This is a genomic window from Vibrio kagoshimensis, from assembly GCF_050337535.1.
Classification (GTDB): Bacteria; Pseudomonadota; Gammaproteobacteria; order Enterobacterales; family Vibrionaceae; genus Vibrio; species Vibrio gallaecicus.
In genome coordinates this window covers 101775-117560 of the sequence record NZ_JAKJSZ010000004.1, presented here as the reverse complement: position 1 = coordinate 117560, position 15786 = coordinate 101775, and the positions used below count along the sequence as shown (strand labels likewise).

At 41.2% G+C, this 15786-nt stretch carries 11 protein-coding genes; 2 read left to right on the top strand and 9 right to left on the bottom strand.

Going from position 1 to position 15786, the window contains the following annotated elements:
* Nucleotides 1–117: 117 nt before the first annotated feature.
* Nucleotides 118–1755 carry an NAD(P)/FAD-dependent oxidoreductase gene (locus L4C37_RS04070; protein WP_429767952.1) on the bottom strand — a complete coding sequence of 546 codons (1638 nt, stop codon included), beginning with the start codon at nt 1753–1755 and terminating at the stop codon, nt 118–120.
* A gap of 259 nt (nt 1756–2014) precedes the next feature.
* On the opposite strand from L4C37_RS04070, the gene fdxA reads away from it, so the two are divergent.
* On the top strand, nt 2015–2338 hold the full coding sequence (gene fdxA / locus L4C37_RS04065) for a ferredoxin FdxA (RefSeq protein WP_273293702.1): 324 nt from the start codon (nt 2015–2017) through the stop codon (nt 2336–2338).
* 156 nt (nt 2339–2494) lie between these two features.
* Here fdxA and L4C37_RS04060 read toward each other — a convergent pair whose 3' ends face one another.
* Both L4C37_RS04060 and torT read right to left on the bottom strand, forming a co-directional pair.
* Nucleotides 2495–2950 (bottom strand): methylglyoxal synthase, encoded by a 456-nt coding sequence (locus L4C37_RS04060; RefSeq protein ID WP_137373769.1) that lies wholly within the window; start codon nt 2948–2950, stop codon nt 2495–2497.
* A 179-nt stretch (nt 2951–3129) separates the two neighbouring features.
* Nucleotides 3130–4167, bottom strand: coding sequence for a TMAO reductase system periplasmic protein TorT (gene torT, locus L4C37_RS04055; RefSeq protein ID WP_429767951.1), 1038 nt, complete (start codon nt 4165–4167; stop codon nt 3130–3132).
* A 93-nt stretch (nt 4168–4260) separates the two neighbouring features.
* Between torT and torS the strand changes: the two genes are divergently transcribed.
* Nucleotides 4261–7335, top strand: a complete 3075-nt coding sequence (gene torS, locus L4C37_RS04050) for a TMAO reductase system sensor histidine kinase/response regulator TorS (RefSeq protein WP_137373771.1) — start codon at nt 4261–4263, stop codon at nt 7333–7335.
* A gap of 136 nt (nt 7336–7471) precedes the next feature.
* Here torS and L4C37_RS04045 read toward each other — a convergent pair whose 3' ends face one another.
* The 6 genes from L4C37_RS04045 to L4C37_RS04020 all read right to left on the bottom strand — a co-directional run bounded on the left by L4C37_RS04045 (nt 7472) and on the right by L4C37_RS04020 (nt 15711).
* Nucleotides 7472–7660: a hypothetical protein gene (locus L4C37_RS04045; RefSeq protein WP_137373772.1), complete on the bottom strand. Its 189-nt coding sequence runs from the start codon at nt 7658–7660 to the stop codon at nt 7472–7474.
* A gap of 17 nt (nt 7661–7677) precedes the next feature.
* Nucleotides 7678–10032, bottom strand: a complete 2355-nt coding sequence (locus L4C37_RS04040) for a fatty acid cis/trans isomerase (RefSeq protein ID WP_429767950.1) — start codon at nt 10030–10032, stop codon at nt 7678–7680.
* Nucleotides 10033–10278: 246 nt separating this feature from the next.
* Complete coding sequence (locus L4C37_RS04035; protein ID WP_137373774.1) at nt 10279–12252, bottom strand: TonB-dependent receptor domain-containing protein; 1974 nt, start codon at nt 12250–12252, stop codon at nt 10279–10281.
* 288 nt (nt 12253–12540) lie between these two features.
* Entirely contained in the window at nt 12541–13875 is a 1335-nt protein-coding gene (locus L4C37_RS04030) for a sensor histidine kinase (protein WP_429767949.1), read from the bottom strand.
* On the bottom strand, nt 13872–14636 hold the full coding sequence (locus tag L4C37_RS04025) for a response regulator transcription factor (RefSeq protein ID WP_429767948.1): 765 nt from the start codon (nt 14634–14636) through the stop codon (nt 13872–13874). The genes L4C37_RS04030 and L4C37_RS04025 overlap by 4 nt, the downstream gene beginning before the upstream one ends.
* Before the next feature lie 337 nt (nt 14637–14973).
* The gene (locus L4C37_RS04020) at nt 14974–15711 is read right to left on the bottom strand and encodes an RNA methyltransferase (RefSeq protein ID WP_137373777.1); all 738 of its coding nucleotides are present in this window, start codon (nt 15709–15711) and stop codon (nt 14974–14976) included.
* Nucleotides 15712–15786 lie beyond the last annotated feature (75 nt).

Sequence of the window (15786 nt, the reverse complement as noted above, 5' to 3'; positions counted from 1 at the left end):
TTTCTCTATCTTTTAGTTTTATCAGCTAAGACTTAACAAATTGCACCTAACAAAAAATCCAGAGCTTTTAGGCTCTGGATTTAATTTTTTCTAGATACATCTTACTGAAACTAAAACTTAAGCCGTCTCTGTTTCTTCTGCTTGAGCTTGTTCAACCATTGAAATGGCTAACGCTTCCGCAGCTTTGATTCCGTCGATACCTGCAGAAAGAATTCCGCCTGCGTAACCTGCGCCTTCACCAGCTGGGTAGAAACCTTTTAGGTTGATGCTTTGGAAGTCTTTACCACGCTTAATGCAAACTGGAGATGAAGTACGAGTCTCGACACCAGTCAGCAAACCATCTTCAGAAGAGAAACCTTTGATTTTCTTTTCAAATGCAGGGATAGCTTCACGAATAGCTTCAATCGCGAAATCAGGCAGTGCTTTAGAAATATCAGTCAGTTTGATGCCTGGAGTAAATGAAGGAGCAACACCATTTTCTTTAATATCACTTGGATCACGACCTTTTAAGAAATCACCGATTTTCTGAGCAGGAGCATCGTAGTTCTCTCCACCAAGCACATAAGCACCTGCTTCTAATTCACGTTGTAAGCGAATACCAGCAAGTGCGTCACCTGGGTAGTCACGCTCAGGGTCGATACCAACAACAATCGCACTGTTTGCATTACGCTCGGCACGCGAGTACTGACTCATACCATTGGTAACAACGCGACCTTCTTCAGATGTCGCGGCTACTACCGTACCACCTGGACACATACAGAAGCTGTAAACGGTACGACCATTCTCACAGTGGTGAACCAGCTTGTAATCGGCAGCGCCAAGGATAGGGTTACCTGCGTTTTTACCAAAACGAGCTTCATCAATCATGGATTGCTTGTGTTCAATACGGAAACCGACTGAGAAAGGCTTCGCTTCCATGTACACACCACGGTCATTAAGCATTTCGAAAGTATCACGAGCACTATGACCAACAGCCAATACTACGTGACGAGTTTTGATTTCTTCACCATTTGAAAGCGTTAGACCTGTAATTTGACCGTCTTCCATATGTAAGTCATCCACGCGCGTACTGAAGCGGATCTCACCACCTAGTGCAATGATGTTTGCACGCATTTTTTCGATCATGGTCACCAGCTTAAAAGTACCAATATGCGGCTTGCTTACGTATAAAATTTCTTCAGGTGCGCCTGCTGCAACGAATTCTTCAATCACTTTACGGCCGTAATGTTTAGGATCTTTCACTTGGCTGTACAGTTTGCCGTCTGAGAATGTACCCGCGCCACCTTCACCAAACTGAACGTTAGATTCTGTGTTTAGTGTACGTTTACGCCAGAAACCAAATGTGTCTTTAGTACGTTCACGAACTTCTTTACCACGCTCAACAATGATTGGGTTGAAGCCCATTTGAGCTAAAATCAAACCCGCAAACAAACCACATGGACCAAAGCCAATAACCACTGGGCGCTCTTGCTGAACGGTAGGCGCTTTAGCGACGAATTTGTATTCCATATCCGGAGTGACTTTTACATGAGGATCGCTGATGAATTCTTCAAGTAGTGCTTCTTCATTCTCAACTTCTACATCAAGTGTATAGATCAGAAGAATTTTAGATTTTTTACGAGCATCATAGCCACGTTTAAAGATGTTATAAGACAGAACTTGCTCATCGCTAATACCTAGCTTCTTGGTGATAGTCGCTTGAATAGCTTCTTGTTCGTGGTTTAGAGGAAGTTTAATTTCGGTTAAACGTATCATGCTGATGTCTCGTTTTAATAGGTGTCTTAGCTTTACGTTTTCTAGCGGTAAACAATTCGCTTATTTAGAATTCGTTTATGCAGAAAGCAGTAAGGCTCACAATGGCGCGCATTTTACGTTAAGTTGATTTGTCTGTCATACTAAATTGGAAGTAGACGGCAATTTGAGTGAATATTCATTCCACATAATGTTGAATTTTGTTTTGGGATGAGTATTATCCCCATTCTTTAATTTTTGACTAACTTAAGAGCTTTTTATCATGGCGTTTGTCGTAGGCGATAATTGTATACAATGTAAATACACTGATTGTGTGGCGGTATGCCCTGCTGATGCGTTTCATGAAGGCCCTAACTTTATGGTCATTAATCCAATTGAATGCATTGATTGCGGTTTATGTGTCCCTGAGTGTGACGCACAAGCCATTTTCCAAGAAGATGAGTTACCAGAAGATCAAAAGATTTTTATCGAGGTAAATGCCGAGCTTGCTGAACTTTGGCCAGTACAAACTGAAGTGAAGCCAGCGATGGACGATGCGGATAAATGGAATGGTGTTGCGGACAAATTGGCAATGCTAGAGAAGTAACCCTTAGTAAACTGATTTATCATCGATAAAAAGCGTAGTGACTAACCGTCAGTACGCTTTTTTAGTTTCTGGAGCTTACTAAGCGAGTACGTTGAGAAGCTAGAAGCTAGAAGCTAGAAGCTAGAAGCCAGAAATCAGAGATAAGGCGTGAAACGGTTAAGTTCTCTCTGCCAAATATGCTTCGTAGTCTGGAATTTCAATTGAGCTTTCTTCTTCAAGTAAAGAAGAGCTGAATAAAAAGTTGGCAGTAGCACGGTTCGTTGCCACCGGGATGTTCCAAACACTAGCGATTCTAAGTAGTGCTTTCACATCTGGATCATGAGGAACGGCATTCAGTGGATCCCAGAAGAAGATCATCATATCGATCTTACCTTCAGAAATAAGTGCACCAAGTTGTTGGTCGCCACCCATAGGTCCGCTGATCATGCTTTTGATCGCAAGCCCGGTATCTTTACTCAGCATTGAGCCTGTTGTGCCTGTTGCGTACAAGAAATGGCGTTGAAGCTTTTCTTTATTTTCTTTTACCCATCTTAGCAATTCCGGCTTGCAGTTATCATGTGCGACTAAGGCTATATGTTTGTGCGCCGGCAAGGTGCGAGTCGTTTTTTGCATGAATGTTCCCTAAATTATTGGTGTGTTTCTTATTATTTAAAATTGTATTGTTTTTGATTATTTCGTTTTATCGATAATTGCCAAAAGCCAAAAGCCAAAAGCCAAAAGCCAAAAGCCAAAAGCCAAAATAAAATATAAAAATTAATGGCTTCATTAGGTTGAGAACCTATAGTGATGCTCTACTGGTTTACACTAAATTCTGGTCTAAAAGCCGAAGGCGATAAAGAATCTGCAATGGTTTCTTTGTTTAACGTATCAGGCGTTAAAGACTCAATTTTAGGTGTCTCTTTTAACTGATATGGCTCTGAGCGCAAATACTTAACGGCTTGAATCACGGATAGGCGACCTTGTTTTACCATTTTGTCTGTTGGGGCAAATAACACCTTATTACGTAATAACCCTCGATAAATTCCATGGCTCAAGTAGCTAGAGATTAATCCGATATCTTGCATTTTGTCGGCAGCTCTCACTTCACTTATCGCGGCTTCAATAGCCACTGCGCTGCCAACGATGTATTTAATATCTGGAGTATCAATGACTTGTTGCACTAAATTTCGCTGTAGCTCTTTATCATTATCAGCCCAGTAGCTTACAGCAATATTAACGTCACTAAATTCGATTGCATCATAAAAACCGGCCGCTACTGGTTTTGTTCCGCCACTGGATTTTGGACCAAGAAGAAGCGCTATATTCGTTTGCCCAGAGCCTTTAGGGTGTTTTTGAGCAAGATACTCACCGGCTTTGTAGCCCATGACATACCAATCAACCCCAACGACTCCTTTTAACAACTTGCTTTGTTCTTCATTCAGAGAAAGCTCGTTCACTGTGGCAAAAATAGGTGTTGTGCCAACCCAAGTATTTAAGTTGTCATAAAATACGTCTGGAGATACTGTGCCAAGGATGATGGCATCCGCTCCCCACCGCGTACATAATTCAAGTTGTTTGGCTTGTTTTGCTTTATTTGGGTAGCCGCCTGCTTCTAATACTCTTAATTCAATACCTAACTTTTCAGCCTCCGAAACCATGCCATAGTTAACGGATAGCCAATAAGAATCTTTTAGGTGTGGATAAATCGCACAGATTTTTTCTTTATTTGTTTCTGTAGCATTAAGCAAAGGAGGGGCATGTTCAGTAGATGTATTCAAGCTAACAGCCAAAACTGCCGATGAGTAGAGTACGGAAAGTAGAATCGGTAAAGCAAAACGTTTGATTAGCATGAAAAGGCCGTTTATTGGCATTGAATAAGTAAACACTGCAAAATATAGCGTATTCTGCATGGGTAAAGAAGAACGATTTAAGGTTTAAGTGATATGTTGTTAGCCTCCGCGAGTATCGGGCGAAAATTGCTCGCTTCATTTTTAGTCATGGCAATGTTGGTTCTCCTTTCTGCATTGATTGGAGTTTCAGGGTTCAGTTTTGTAGCAAAAACTGAGCGTAACGTTGTGGATTCTGCTTTACCCGCCATGATAGAAGCTCGTCAGGTTTCAGAGCTGAGTACCCGTATTATTGCCTCGGTACAAACGCTTTCAAATGCGAAAAATGAGCAGCAGCGTAAAGCCGCAGGTATCGAGTTATTTGGACAATTAGAGCTGCTTTTAACTCATATTAAGGCGTTAGGCTCTGACTCATTTGATTCCGAATTGCTGAGCACTTTGGAAACCAACGTTCAAAATGTAATAGACACCCTTGCTCAGCTTGGGCTGTCAGTAGAACGGAAACTTTGGCTTGTAAAAGACTTGTCTGAGCGAGTTTCGGAAATGCGATTGCTTGGAGAGGAGTTAGAACAACTTACCCGTACACAAGTATTGAACACCAGTACGATAGCGGTCGCAAATGTCACTCATATTTATGCGCTTTTAGAATCTCAGAAAATCGATAAAGCCTACCAAGCGTTAGATGCATTGGTGGAAGTGGATTTAGATCTTTCTGAACGTCTACATGAATTGCATTTGTTGGCATTTAAAATGCTGAACCAAATTGAAGAAACTCAAACCGTAACCAATGTGGAACGAATTCATCAAATCCAAGCTGAATTTGAATCTAATCTCAAAATTATGATGAGGCGAGTGAGGGCAGTAGAAGACCCGACTCGTTCTGCTCAAATGTCGGAGTTACTCATTAAGCTTGAGAAGCGTCAAGTCGTTTTTAATATCCTGTTAGAACAGTATGAAAATACTCAAAAATCTGAGTTTCTCATGCGCAATACCCTAGAGCTTTTTTCACAGTTGAATACGACGGTGAACAAGCTGGTGGATGACTCAAACTTAAGTACAACTAAAGCGGTTGAAGAGCTCACGACAACCTTGAACTATGCTCAATGGTCTTTATCACTGATTTCTGTAGTGGGTCTTATTATTGTTGCCTTGATTGTTTGGCGAGTGGTGTATATCTCAGTGGTCAAACGTTTAACTGAATATTCTTCCGCGTTGCTCTCTATTGCTCAGGGGCGTTTGAACATTGATATTACGGTAAAAGGTAATGATGAGTTGGCGCATATGGGCGAAGCCATAATTACTGCTAGAAATACCGCACAAGCGCTACAAGTCGTTGCGGTTGGGGAAGCTAAAGCAAAGCGAGAGTTAGAAGATCATAAAGAGCACTTAGAAGAGTTAATTACTGAACGAACAGTACAACTTCAGGAAACGAATAAGAAGCTCAATGTCGAGGTGATTAACCACGCCAAAGCCCGCTCTTCAGCAGAGCAAGCCAGCCGTGCCAAATCAGCATTTCTTGCGACAATGAGCCATGAAATTCGGACGCCTATGAATGGGGTGCTGGGTACGGCAAGGTTACTAAAAGATACTGGTTTGGATAAGTTGCAGTCTGGATATGCAGACATTATTAACCGCAGTGGTAAAAACTTATTAGCGATTTTGAATGATGTATTGGATTACTCGAAGATTGAAGCGGGTCATCTTGAAATACGAGTGTCATCATTTGATTTACACCAAATGGTTCAAGATACTTACCAGCTGATGGAAGGTAGAGCGGCAGAGAAAGGGCTCGATTTTAGTTACTTTATAGAAAGTGATGTTCAAAAATACTGGCGAGGTGATGTTACTCGGATCAGCCAGATACTTAACAATTTAGTGGGTAACGCCATTAAGTTTACTGAGTCAGGCTCGGTCGATATCTTCATCAGCTTAGATTTAGATAATGCTCAAAAAGTGGCCTTTGAAGTGTCTGATACAGGCGTTGGCATTAAACCAAGCGAGCAAAAGTGCTTATTTGATGCATTCTCTCAGACAGAAAGTGGTCGTAACACTACAGGCGGTACTGGTTTAGGCTTAGCCATCAGCCAACGAATAATGAACGCTATGAAAGGTGAAATTGGTGTGCATTCAGAAGAAGGGGAAGGCAGCCAGTTTTGGTTTGTATTGCCAATGGAGCACGGTGAAGTAATAACAACACCCAAGCCCGTCGTTAAGGATTCAGTTAGAGCTAAAGTTCTTTTGGTTGAAGATAACCCCGTAAACTGCATTGTTGCAGAAGGTTTTTTGACAAACTTAGGTCATGAAGTTGTGGTCGCAACAACGGGTAATGAAGCCGAGTCAATCTTTGAAGAACAGCTGTTTGATATAGCTTTAGTTGACATTAACCTACCTGATTGTGATGGCACACAATTAATTAAGAAACTGAAAGCCATACAAGGGCGTTTATTGGCAGGTGAGAAAAAGACGCCATCTTCAGAGTTAAGATCCGATCGAACAAAGTCGAGTCCGTTAGAGCCAGAGTTAACGTCAATAGAGACTATGACGACTCCGATGATTGCTGTATCCGCGCATGTTTTTAATGAAGAAGTTGAAGAGTATTTAGCAAGTGGTTTTGATGGCTTTTTGCCTAAGCCACTAGAAAAAGAAGCGTTGGAAAACCTTATTATTGCTCAGTTAGCAGGCAAAGCTTTATTGCTTCCACAAATAATTCAAGGTGAGGAATCTGCAGAAGAGAATCTTCCACCAAGCAATCTTTTAAATGTAACTGAGAGTGTTGATGATAACGCCGATGCAGGTGCTAATGGGACGGTAGGAGATAAAGTGATGCATTCAGAAGATCCAACGGACATTATTAACCCAGAAATCATTAAAAGTGACCTGGCTGTATTAGGGCAAGACCAGATTACTCATATTATTGAGCTGTTTGATCAGAGTAGTGACGAAATTTTAGAAAGCTTACGTACTGCTGCTCAGTGTGAAGATTCTGCAGAAGTTAAATCTCTGGCACACAAGCTTAAAGGTTCAGCAGGGAGTTTAGGCTTGCTAAGGCTATTTTCTATTTGTCGAGATATAGAGGTAAGTAACTCGCCTTTGGATCAATATGAGAGGCAGAATAAGGAACTTGAGGCTGTAGTGAATGCTTCATCTCGTGAATTGAAAAATTACATTTAGTTTTGCTGAACCGCAATGAACCTATAAAAAAGCCCCAGCGCGTATTGCTCTGGGGCTTTTTGTATATTACGACGGTGATTTTATAGTGATGCAGCACTATCGAAAATCATCGTACTCTCTAGTACCAGTTATTATCCTAGTACCACTTATCTGAAGTGAACATCGGAGAGTCTGGCCCATTCGGGTCGTCATCAAAAGGATGTTCAGCTTTTCCTCTTAACAACTCTATCTGATTTTCTAGTAAGTTAACGGTTTCGTAATCGCCTTCAGAAAAAGCGATATAAATTTGCTGTTCTAGAGCTTCGATGTGTTCTCTACTTCTCATAGGATCCTCCCGTGAGTCTATCGATTCTCAAAACGATTGTAGTCCAATAATCCGAACTCGATCGGCTGATCGTCTTGATACCAACGATGAACACGGTCACTGAATGGCCAGAATGCATTTGAGCTGCGGCGAATTGCAAATTTATCCAATAACTTAACGTAATCTTCTTCAGTAGAAATATTTTTTAATGAATTCACCAATACTGGTATATCGGCTTCTACAAGTGATAAGTAAGCCGCTGGGTAACTGCCTACAACACCTCGAACTAGGGTTAAGTCATCGTTCGCGTAATCTCGGTTTCCTTCTTCATCAAATAAACTTGAGATATTACTGTGCGCGTTATTGTGTATTAGGGTGAATAGCTGATCACCGCCTTGTTTACCTTCGATCATTATCATCATGAGTTGAGGGACTTGGCGAAGACCTTCCCCTTTGATCTCGTTGATTGACTGTAATTGCTTTTCCATTTCAGCGCTAAACCCAGTATTCACTATGTTATAACGATCAGATAGTACTGGATCTAGTTTTTCCCTGATCATGCCGTAAAGCTCTGATTTGTGATCATCAGTCGAGTATTGAACACTGGTCGGTTGATCGAAAGGAGCGATATTTCGTTGTAAGAAATCACTCAGTTGAGGGCTCTGATCTTTGTACCAACTTGAATGTTCAATATGCCGAACTTCTTTAGGTAATAGAGTTAAGAAGTTACTTTCACCTTCTAATCTAAGGAAGTCCATAAACATTCTAGTGATCAGTTGGTGACCGAAGTTTCCATAAACGTCAAAGCCTGCCACCAATAAGTAATGAATCCGCTCCAGAAGCGCATAGTCTAGTACCCAAGCGGTTTTGGGTTGCGTACCGACTAATCCTTGGACTACTGATGCACTATCGAAGTGTCGGAATACCGTTAAGGCAGCATTGGCATTTGTGCCGTTACCTGTCCAAATGATATCTGTATTTAGCCCGTCACCATCTTTAAACCATTGGTTCGAAAATTCTGATTTAGCATCTAAATAGCGCGCTTGTTGAGCAGCGTATTTCACCCAATTGGTAGCAGGAACTGTATTACTTTCTAGCTCGCTTGGTAGCTTTAGGTTCTCTATTTGATTGGCATAAAATTCATTGATTTCAGGTAAATCAGCTTTTTCAGGATCAACAAATACTACCCAGAATCGGTCATTAATTACGTTTAATGCGAGTTGCCCGCGACAGACTGGTCCCTTAATGAATGCCATTATCGTATTTTGTGCATTATCTAACATAAAGTTGAAACGAGATTTAACAGGGATCGCTTCAAAAGATGTCATCGGGTTTGCGGATACATCAATGTTGTAGCTAGGTAATTGATCAACGCTGTAGGAAGCATCAATAAACCACTTTTTCCAGTTGCTTATACGTAATGTATTAAGTGCGAAAGGCATATGCGTTTTATCAACGATTGTGCCTTGTTCCGGGATGATACGGTAATAAACACGCTCAACTTTAGGGTCATCATACGGACGTCTTGTTGAGATTCGCTTCACTGGTTCACCCGGTGGAGTTGCTGATCTGACTAGGGTAAAGAAACGAGCTGGTGCGTTGAGTTCAGAGAAGTAAAGGTGCGATAGAAATAGGTGTTCATAAATATAACGGGCGGCAAGTTGATTTTTATTTGCGCCGTAGTTAAGCCATTGTTCATATTCAGTAATCAGTCGCTGCTCATCTTTATTTAACGGCATTGGTGCGTTCATTGTGGCACCATTTTCCAACCAAGCCATTAAGGTATCGTATTCAGAATATTCTAAGTTAGGCATACCATAAGGCATGCCCCAGGTTGGGTAATCTTTCTCGTATTGAGCAAACTCTTCAATGGTTGGGCATTGTTGCTGCCTGTCTGTCGCGAAATCAAACCCTTTTAGCTGTGTTTCATCGGGCAGTGGGTGATTTTCTTTTTGAACTAACATACGGGCAACTAAACCAGCATCTAAATTGGCAGAAGCAATTTGCTCACGTTCATTCAGGATCGGGTGGAAATCGGCATCACGCCATTCTTGTGTGGAGGTTGCATCCTCAAACAACCGCGATGGTGTCGATGCGCTTAAACGTGTCCCTTGATACACAAGCGTTTTGCTTGCTCCACGGTCAATCCCTTCAACAGAAGACATTTTTAACTGGCATGGAGCGTCATAGCAGGCGTGACAAACAACGCATCGTTTATCAATGATAGGTTTTACTTCATTGATAAAATGTTGCGCTTGCACCGAAACGAAAGGAGCGGTTCTCTCGCGGACTTCTGGCTCTCCGAATAGCTCATTAAAATTAAGCCCAGCGTAAACTGCACAACCAGAGAAAAGGCTGACTACCGCAAGTAAGAGGATTCTTTGTAGATTCATACGAGATATTTATAGATTTAATTTTATCTAAGTATATCTCAAATCACTGATAATTCTCGAATCGTAAGTTTTGAGTTAATGAAAAAGTGACGTAATTATAAGTTTTAGGGTGGGAGTCCGCTTGCTTTAATTCAAAACCCGCACGACCAATAATTATTGACTGTGCGGGTTTGTATTTTAATCTTGGCTAAGAAGCTAAGAAGCTAAGAAGCTAAGAAGCTAAGAAGCTAAGAGAAAACAGACAATTTAGAATGCGTAGCTAACGTTGAATCGAAAATCTCGGCCTGCATTAGCGTATCCCTGAGCCACGACACTGCCGATAAATTGGCTGTATGATGCATGGTCATAGTAGTACTTATCGAAGACATTTTTCACTGTCATAGTGAGTACAAGTTCTTCATCACTGATTGGTAGCCATTGTGCGTAAAGATCATGTACACCATAACCTGGTTTTTCCGGGTTAACCGCAGGGTCGGCAACATCAGTTAATCGTTCGACAAACTTTGCGTTCCAGCCGAACTCTAGGTCATGCATTGGTGTGTAAGCTATATCTGCTACCCAAGTGTCACCAACAGATGTACCAATATTCATATCGTTATCTGAAAGTGGTACGTCATTCAATTCTGGTCGAGATTGGCTGTAGCTTAAGCGAGCGGAAATATCTTCGATTGAATAACCAAGATAAGCGGTCGCACCTTTGTTTTCTAAATCACCGATATTGGTGATGGCACGACCTTCATTACCGACTACATCTTCAATTTTGCTGTAGAAGAATGTCACGCCAGCTACGAAGTTTTGATATTGATATTTTGCGCCTAGCTCGGTGTTGTGGGCTGTTTCTTCTTTACGGTTTGGATCATTGACTTTGTAGTCTACTACGTAAAGCTCTTTGATCTGCGGACCACGAATTGCTTGTGCGTAACTAGCAAAAAGGTTGAGGTCATTCGTTGCTTTGAAATCAAGTCCAACGTTTGGACTGAAGCCACTTGCATCTAGCTCTAAAGCTTGGCTGTCTTTCAGTTCATACCAATCGTAACGAGCACCTGCGGTAAGTGTTAGAGCTTGCGTTAAATGCCAATCATCTTGAATGAACAGTCCGAACACTGTGCCTTTATCTTCTGCCTTAGCTGCGCCAGATCCAGTTATAAGCTCTGCTACATCTTGTTTGTAGTCAGCACCGAAGATAAGCGTGTTGTTTAAGAAATTAGCCGTATTACTGACTTTCGCACCATTCGTTTTAATGGAGCCATCTGTGGTTCCCCAACGAGGGTGATCTTTATGGACCAGTCGGTTATCAGTATTGTATAGCGTTGAATCAATATTGATTTTTTCGCCACCACGGTAACTATGGTTGAGCGTGATTGTTTGACGTTCAGCTTCTTGATTTAGTGACTCATTTTTGAAACTTGGCTGGAAGTGAGGTCTGTTAAGGCGGCGACCGTTATCTTCGCGGTAGTCATAGCTGATTGAAGCGTGTTGGGTGTCAGTTAGCTGACCAGACAGTTTTAGCAAGGCAATCTTTTGCTCAAGAGCGGTGTAGGGTTGTTCATCTCCTTTACCATCTTCAATGTCATCACCGTCAACGTAACTGAATGAAGCAAGCAAACCTATGTCTTCTGCTACTTCGCCAAATAGGCTGGCAGTGCCTTTATAGCCGTTGTTGTTTGTGTAGTAACCTGCTTTAATCTGTGATCCGAATTTGTCACCAGGGTGAAGTAGGTCATGTGCATCTTTTGTTTCAAAGCGTATAGCACCGCCTAATGCTCCTGGACCATTGGTTGCTCGCCCTGCACCAGCAGCAACTTCTACTTGCTTAAGAAGTTCTGGCTCAATAGATAATCGACCTTGGTGATGGAATAGGCTGCCTGATTGTTCTGCTCCATCAATGGAAATATTCAGCATTGTGTCTTCAAGACCACGTACATAGATTTTTTGAGAAATACCAGAAGAACCACCCACGCTGATCTCAGACTCTTGGCGGAAAATGTCATTGAGATCTTGAGCTTGTCGCTTATCTAAGTCATCAATTGAAATATTGATGTCTGAAGATGGGGAAAGCATCCCTATGACTTCAACTACTTCAACGTCTTGCGAGTTAGCTTCTTGTTCATAGCTAGATGGCTGTTCATTGACAGTCGATTGGGCTGCAACACTGAACTGAGGGGCAAGTAGTAAAGCACTTGCGATAGGGCTTAATTTAAATACGGTTTGAAAATTCACCGAAACCTCCGATGTTAATGAGAATTATTATCGAGTTGGATTTTGGTGATTAATAAGTATTGAGTAAATCAATTTTACAAATGTTACATATCGATAGAAGGTATGGGGAAAAAAGGCTCAGCGAGTACTCGCTGAGCCCTAATTTTAGGAGGATGGTCTTTTAAAATACTTAAGGCTTATCTCACCATACTTAGATACTTTCCATATCCATATCCATATCCATATCCATATCCATATCCATATGCTTTCACTATATGTAGATATTTTCAAAGCATGTAGGCATTTCCATTAACTTGGAAGTAAAACGCTAATACATAGCCCTTTATCTGGGGCATTTCTTGCTGTGACTGTGCCATGAACAGCTTCTATATGTCGCTTAGCAAGCGCTAAACCCACACCAAACCCTTTTCTCGTGCCTACTTGGGTCGGGGTTTTAAAGAATGGAGTAAAAATTTTGTCATAGAAAATAGGTTCAATACCTGGACCACTGTCAGTGAAAGTCACTTGAGCTTTTTTTCCCACCTTTTGAATATTGACAGTTAATGTTTCCTGCTCCGGAGTATAACGTAAGCCATTGCGTAGAATGTTTTCAAGCGCTTGCCCTAGTGCCCTTTGGTTGGAGTAAGAAAGGTGGAGGTGATCAACCGATTGAACATCGATAATTCTATTCGGGTACTCAAATGAAGCATCATCGATGATAGCGTCGATAAGCTCTGTTAGGTCAAATGACTCTTGTCGTAAGTCGGGGCGTTCATTTTCAATCCACGCTAAAGTGAGTGTATCCTCTGCAAGCATTCGCATGTTTTGAGTTTCGTTTTTTATACGTTCAAGCATAAGATCAGGTTTGATATTCTGATCAATGCAATCTAGAGCCATTTCAACTCTTGCGATCGGAGTTCGAATTTCATGGGACATATCCGATAATAAATTTCGATTATGTTCAATGATATTAGAAGTTCGTTCTGCCATATGATCAAATGTCTTTGCAACTAGGCTTATCTCATCCGATCCTAAAACGAGGTGATCACCAATTCGTGCATTAAAGTTACCTTTACTGAACTCTTGTGTTGCACGATGGAAATGCTGCAAAGGGCGCATAACGTAGCGGTATAAATAAATGGTTAATGCAAGAAGGGCGGTAAAAGGAATAATCACGCGAAATAGCCAGAAGGCATGCGACATATAAGTGCCTGGGCGCATTCGATCAGGGAGTAGGATGAGGAAATGATGATCTCGTGGTGTAAGAGCAATTTCCATGATGGGATTATTTGGAAAATCTAAGTGTATTTTCCATTCTACATTACGCCCAATTCCATAGCCTTCCCAAAATCGCTCGCTAAGAGTGTTGCCGGCGAGTACTTGAATATCGGACTGAACAACAGTAACCCAAGTGTTCTCTGTTTCAGAGAGTTTATTAATCCAAGTATCTAACTCTTTGAATTTTTTGTTTTTAACATATTGCTGTGCTGTATTCCCCCAATTAAGTAACTCTTGCTGATGGGACTTTTTGAGGTAACTCATTTTCTCATTCGAGAGTATGGCAACACTTTGTAGTAAAGAAAAAAAGATCACAACGCCTAAAGATAACACGATGAATAAACGCCAAAAGAGTAGCTTCTTCATTTCAGAATATACCCTTTCCCGTGAACAGTTTGAATTCGATCTGCTGCCATTCCATCTGCAATTAAACGCTTTCGAACCCGGCTTAAATGCATATCTAAACTGCGGTCATATTGGCTGAAGTTTCTTTCGAGAACGGCTTGATATAAATAAGGTTTGGTTTGCACCGATCCTGCATTTTGCATAAGTACCCATAGCAATTTGAATTGTGTAGGCGTGAATTGAATCGGTTTATTAGATGAGTGTGATTGAGTGTTATTGATTTCAACAGTCTGTTCGAGCCTGTTTAGCTCCAATTCTTGGTAGCGCAAAATGTTATGAGAAGTTGTAGATGCTGTTGGTTTTGTTCTTCTTAATACCGCTTCAATTCTCAAGCTAATTTCAGTAAAGCTACAAGGCTTAGAGATGTAGTCATCGGCACCGGATTGAAAGCCCCGTATTCGATGTTCTTCAGCGCCATGTGCAGTAAGAATAATGACAGGGGTCTTAGCATTTGCATTGATAAAGTTTAATAGGCTGAAGCCATCAATATTAGGTACATCAACATCAAGTAAAACTAAGTCGTACTGTGATTGTTGCAGGTGATCTAGAGCTTGTGAACCACAGGTAACGTTTGTCACTTTGTATTGCTTTGCCCGAAGTAAATCGGTGAGTTGCTCATTTAGTGCTATGTCATCTTCAACCACAAGTAATGATATAGGATCTGCATTGGAAGATATTTGAGAAGAACTTTCGGGTGAGGCAAAACCATTAGTGAGAAACATACATTCTTTACTTTTATTGATAATGGTTTTTATTATCAATAAAGTTGATGTGAAATGCAATCCGGGATAATCCTCAAATAATTATATAAGTTGCAGTGTCACTTCTTGTTTGGCATACAAGAAGAGAAGGCTGGCAAATCGATACCCTATGATTATAGGCATGAGTCTTAGAAGGTAAATCTGAAGAAGGTGAAGTGCAAAGGGTAGAAATACCAAAAGTGTATTTATAGAGGTGGAGGCTTATAGCTTATTAAACACAATAATAAGCTATGAAGCACAAACATCAGCCATACAAGCAATGAGTCGGCTGGTTTTCCTACTCAACGTTAGAAGTTGGCTACTCGCTATGCTGGCGACGAATGTTATCTAAAATGATGCCAGTTGCCATTGCCACATTTAAAGACTCAGCTCCGCCAAATGCAGGTATAGTAATTTTGTCGGTGACGAATTTAGCGGCTTCTTCTCGAATACCATGAGATTCACTTCCCATTAATAAAATTCCGTCAGCGGAGAATTCAGTTTTGTGGGTGCTAGTACCTTCAAGGAAAGCACCGTAAATCGGTAGATTAGCTTGGTTTAAGTAGCTAGGTAAATCGGTTTGACTGACGTGAACACGGCCAAAACTGCCCATTGTTGCGCTGATCGTTTTAGGGTTATAAGGATCAGCACAGTCACTACTAGCGACAATGTGTTTAATGCCATACCAATCGGCTACACGGATGATCGTACCTAGATTACCCGGGTCAGAAACGCCATCTAAAGCGATCATTAAGCCTTGCGCTTTAGGAAGATCAAATGATGGTATTTCAACCACTGCGATGGCTGCATTGTTACTGACTAATGTGCTTGCTTTAGTCAGGTCATCTAGTGAGGCTTCAACACAATCAAACTCAATCAGTGAAGCATGATTTTCAGATAAGAAATCAGCGGTAGCAAAGACGTTCTTCACGACTAAGTCACTATTGAACAGCTCAAGAACGTTTTTTTCACCTTGAACTAAAAATAAGCCGTGGGCTTTACGCTGTTTCTTTTGACCCAAAGCGCGAAGGAGTTTTAACTGGTTTTTTGAAATCATGTTTTTATCCTAGATATAAGCCCGCGCATTATAGAGCAAAGGTTAGAGAACCAAAAGCGTGATAATTCAAAGCGG

Coding starts and splice junctions, on each gene's coding strand:
- L4C37_RS04070 (WP_429767952.1), bottom strand. CDS start 1,755: ATGATACGTTTAACCGAAATTAAACTTCCTCTAAACCACGAACAAGAA.
- fdxA (WP_273293702.1), top strand. CDS start 2,015: ATGGCGTTTGTCGTAGGCGATAATTGTATACAATGTAAATACACTGAT.
- L4C37_RS04060 (WP_137373769.1), bottom strand. CDS start 2,950: ATGCAAAAAACGACTCGCACCTTGCCGGCGCACAAACATATAGCCTTA.
- torT (WP_429767951.1), bottom strand. CDS start 4,167: ATGCTAATCAAACGTTTTGCTTTACCGATTCTACTTTCCGTACTCTAC.
- torS (WP_137373771.1), top strand. CDS start 4,261: ATGTTGTTAGCCTCCGCGAGTATCGGGCGAAAATTGCTCGCTTCATTT.
- L4C37_RS04045 (WP_137373772.1), bottom strand. CDS start 7,660: ATGAGAAGTAGAGAACACATCGAAGCTCTAGAACAGCAAATTTATATC.
- L4C37_RS04040 (WP_429767950.1), bottom strand. CDS start 10,032: ATGAATCTACAAAGAATCCTCTTACTTGCGGTAGTCAGCCTTTTCTCT.
- L4C37_RS04030 (WP_429767949.1), bottom strand. CDS start 13,875: ATGAAGAAGCTACTCTTTTGGCGTTTATTCATCGTGTTATCTTTAGGC.
- L4C37_RS04025 (WP_429767948.1), bottom strand. CDS start 14,636: ATGTTTCTCACTAATGGTTTTGCCTCACCCGAAAGTTCTTCTCAAATA.
- L4C37_RS04020 (WP_137373777.1), bottom strand. CDS start 15,711: ATGATTTCAAAAAACCAGTTAAAACTCCTTCGCGCTTTGGGTCAAAAG.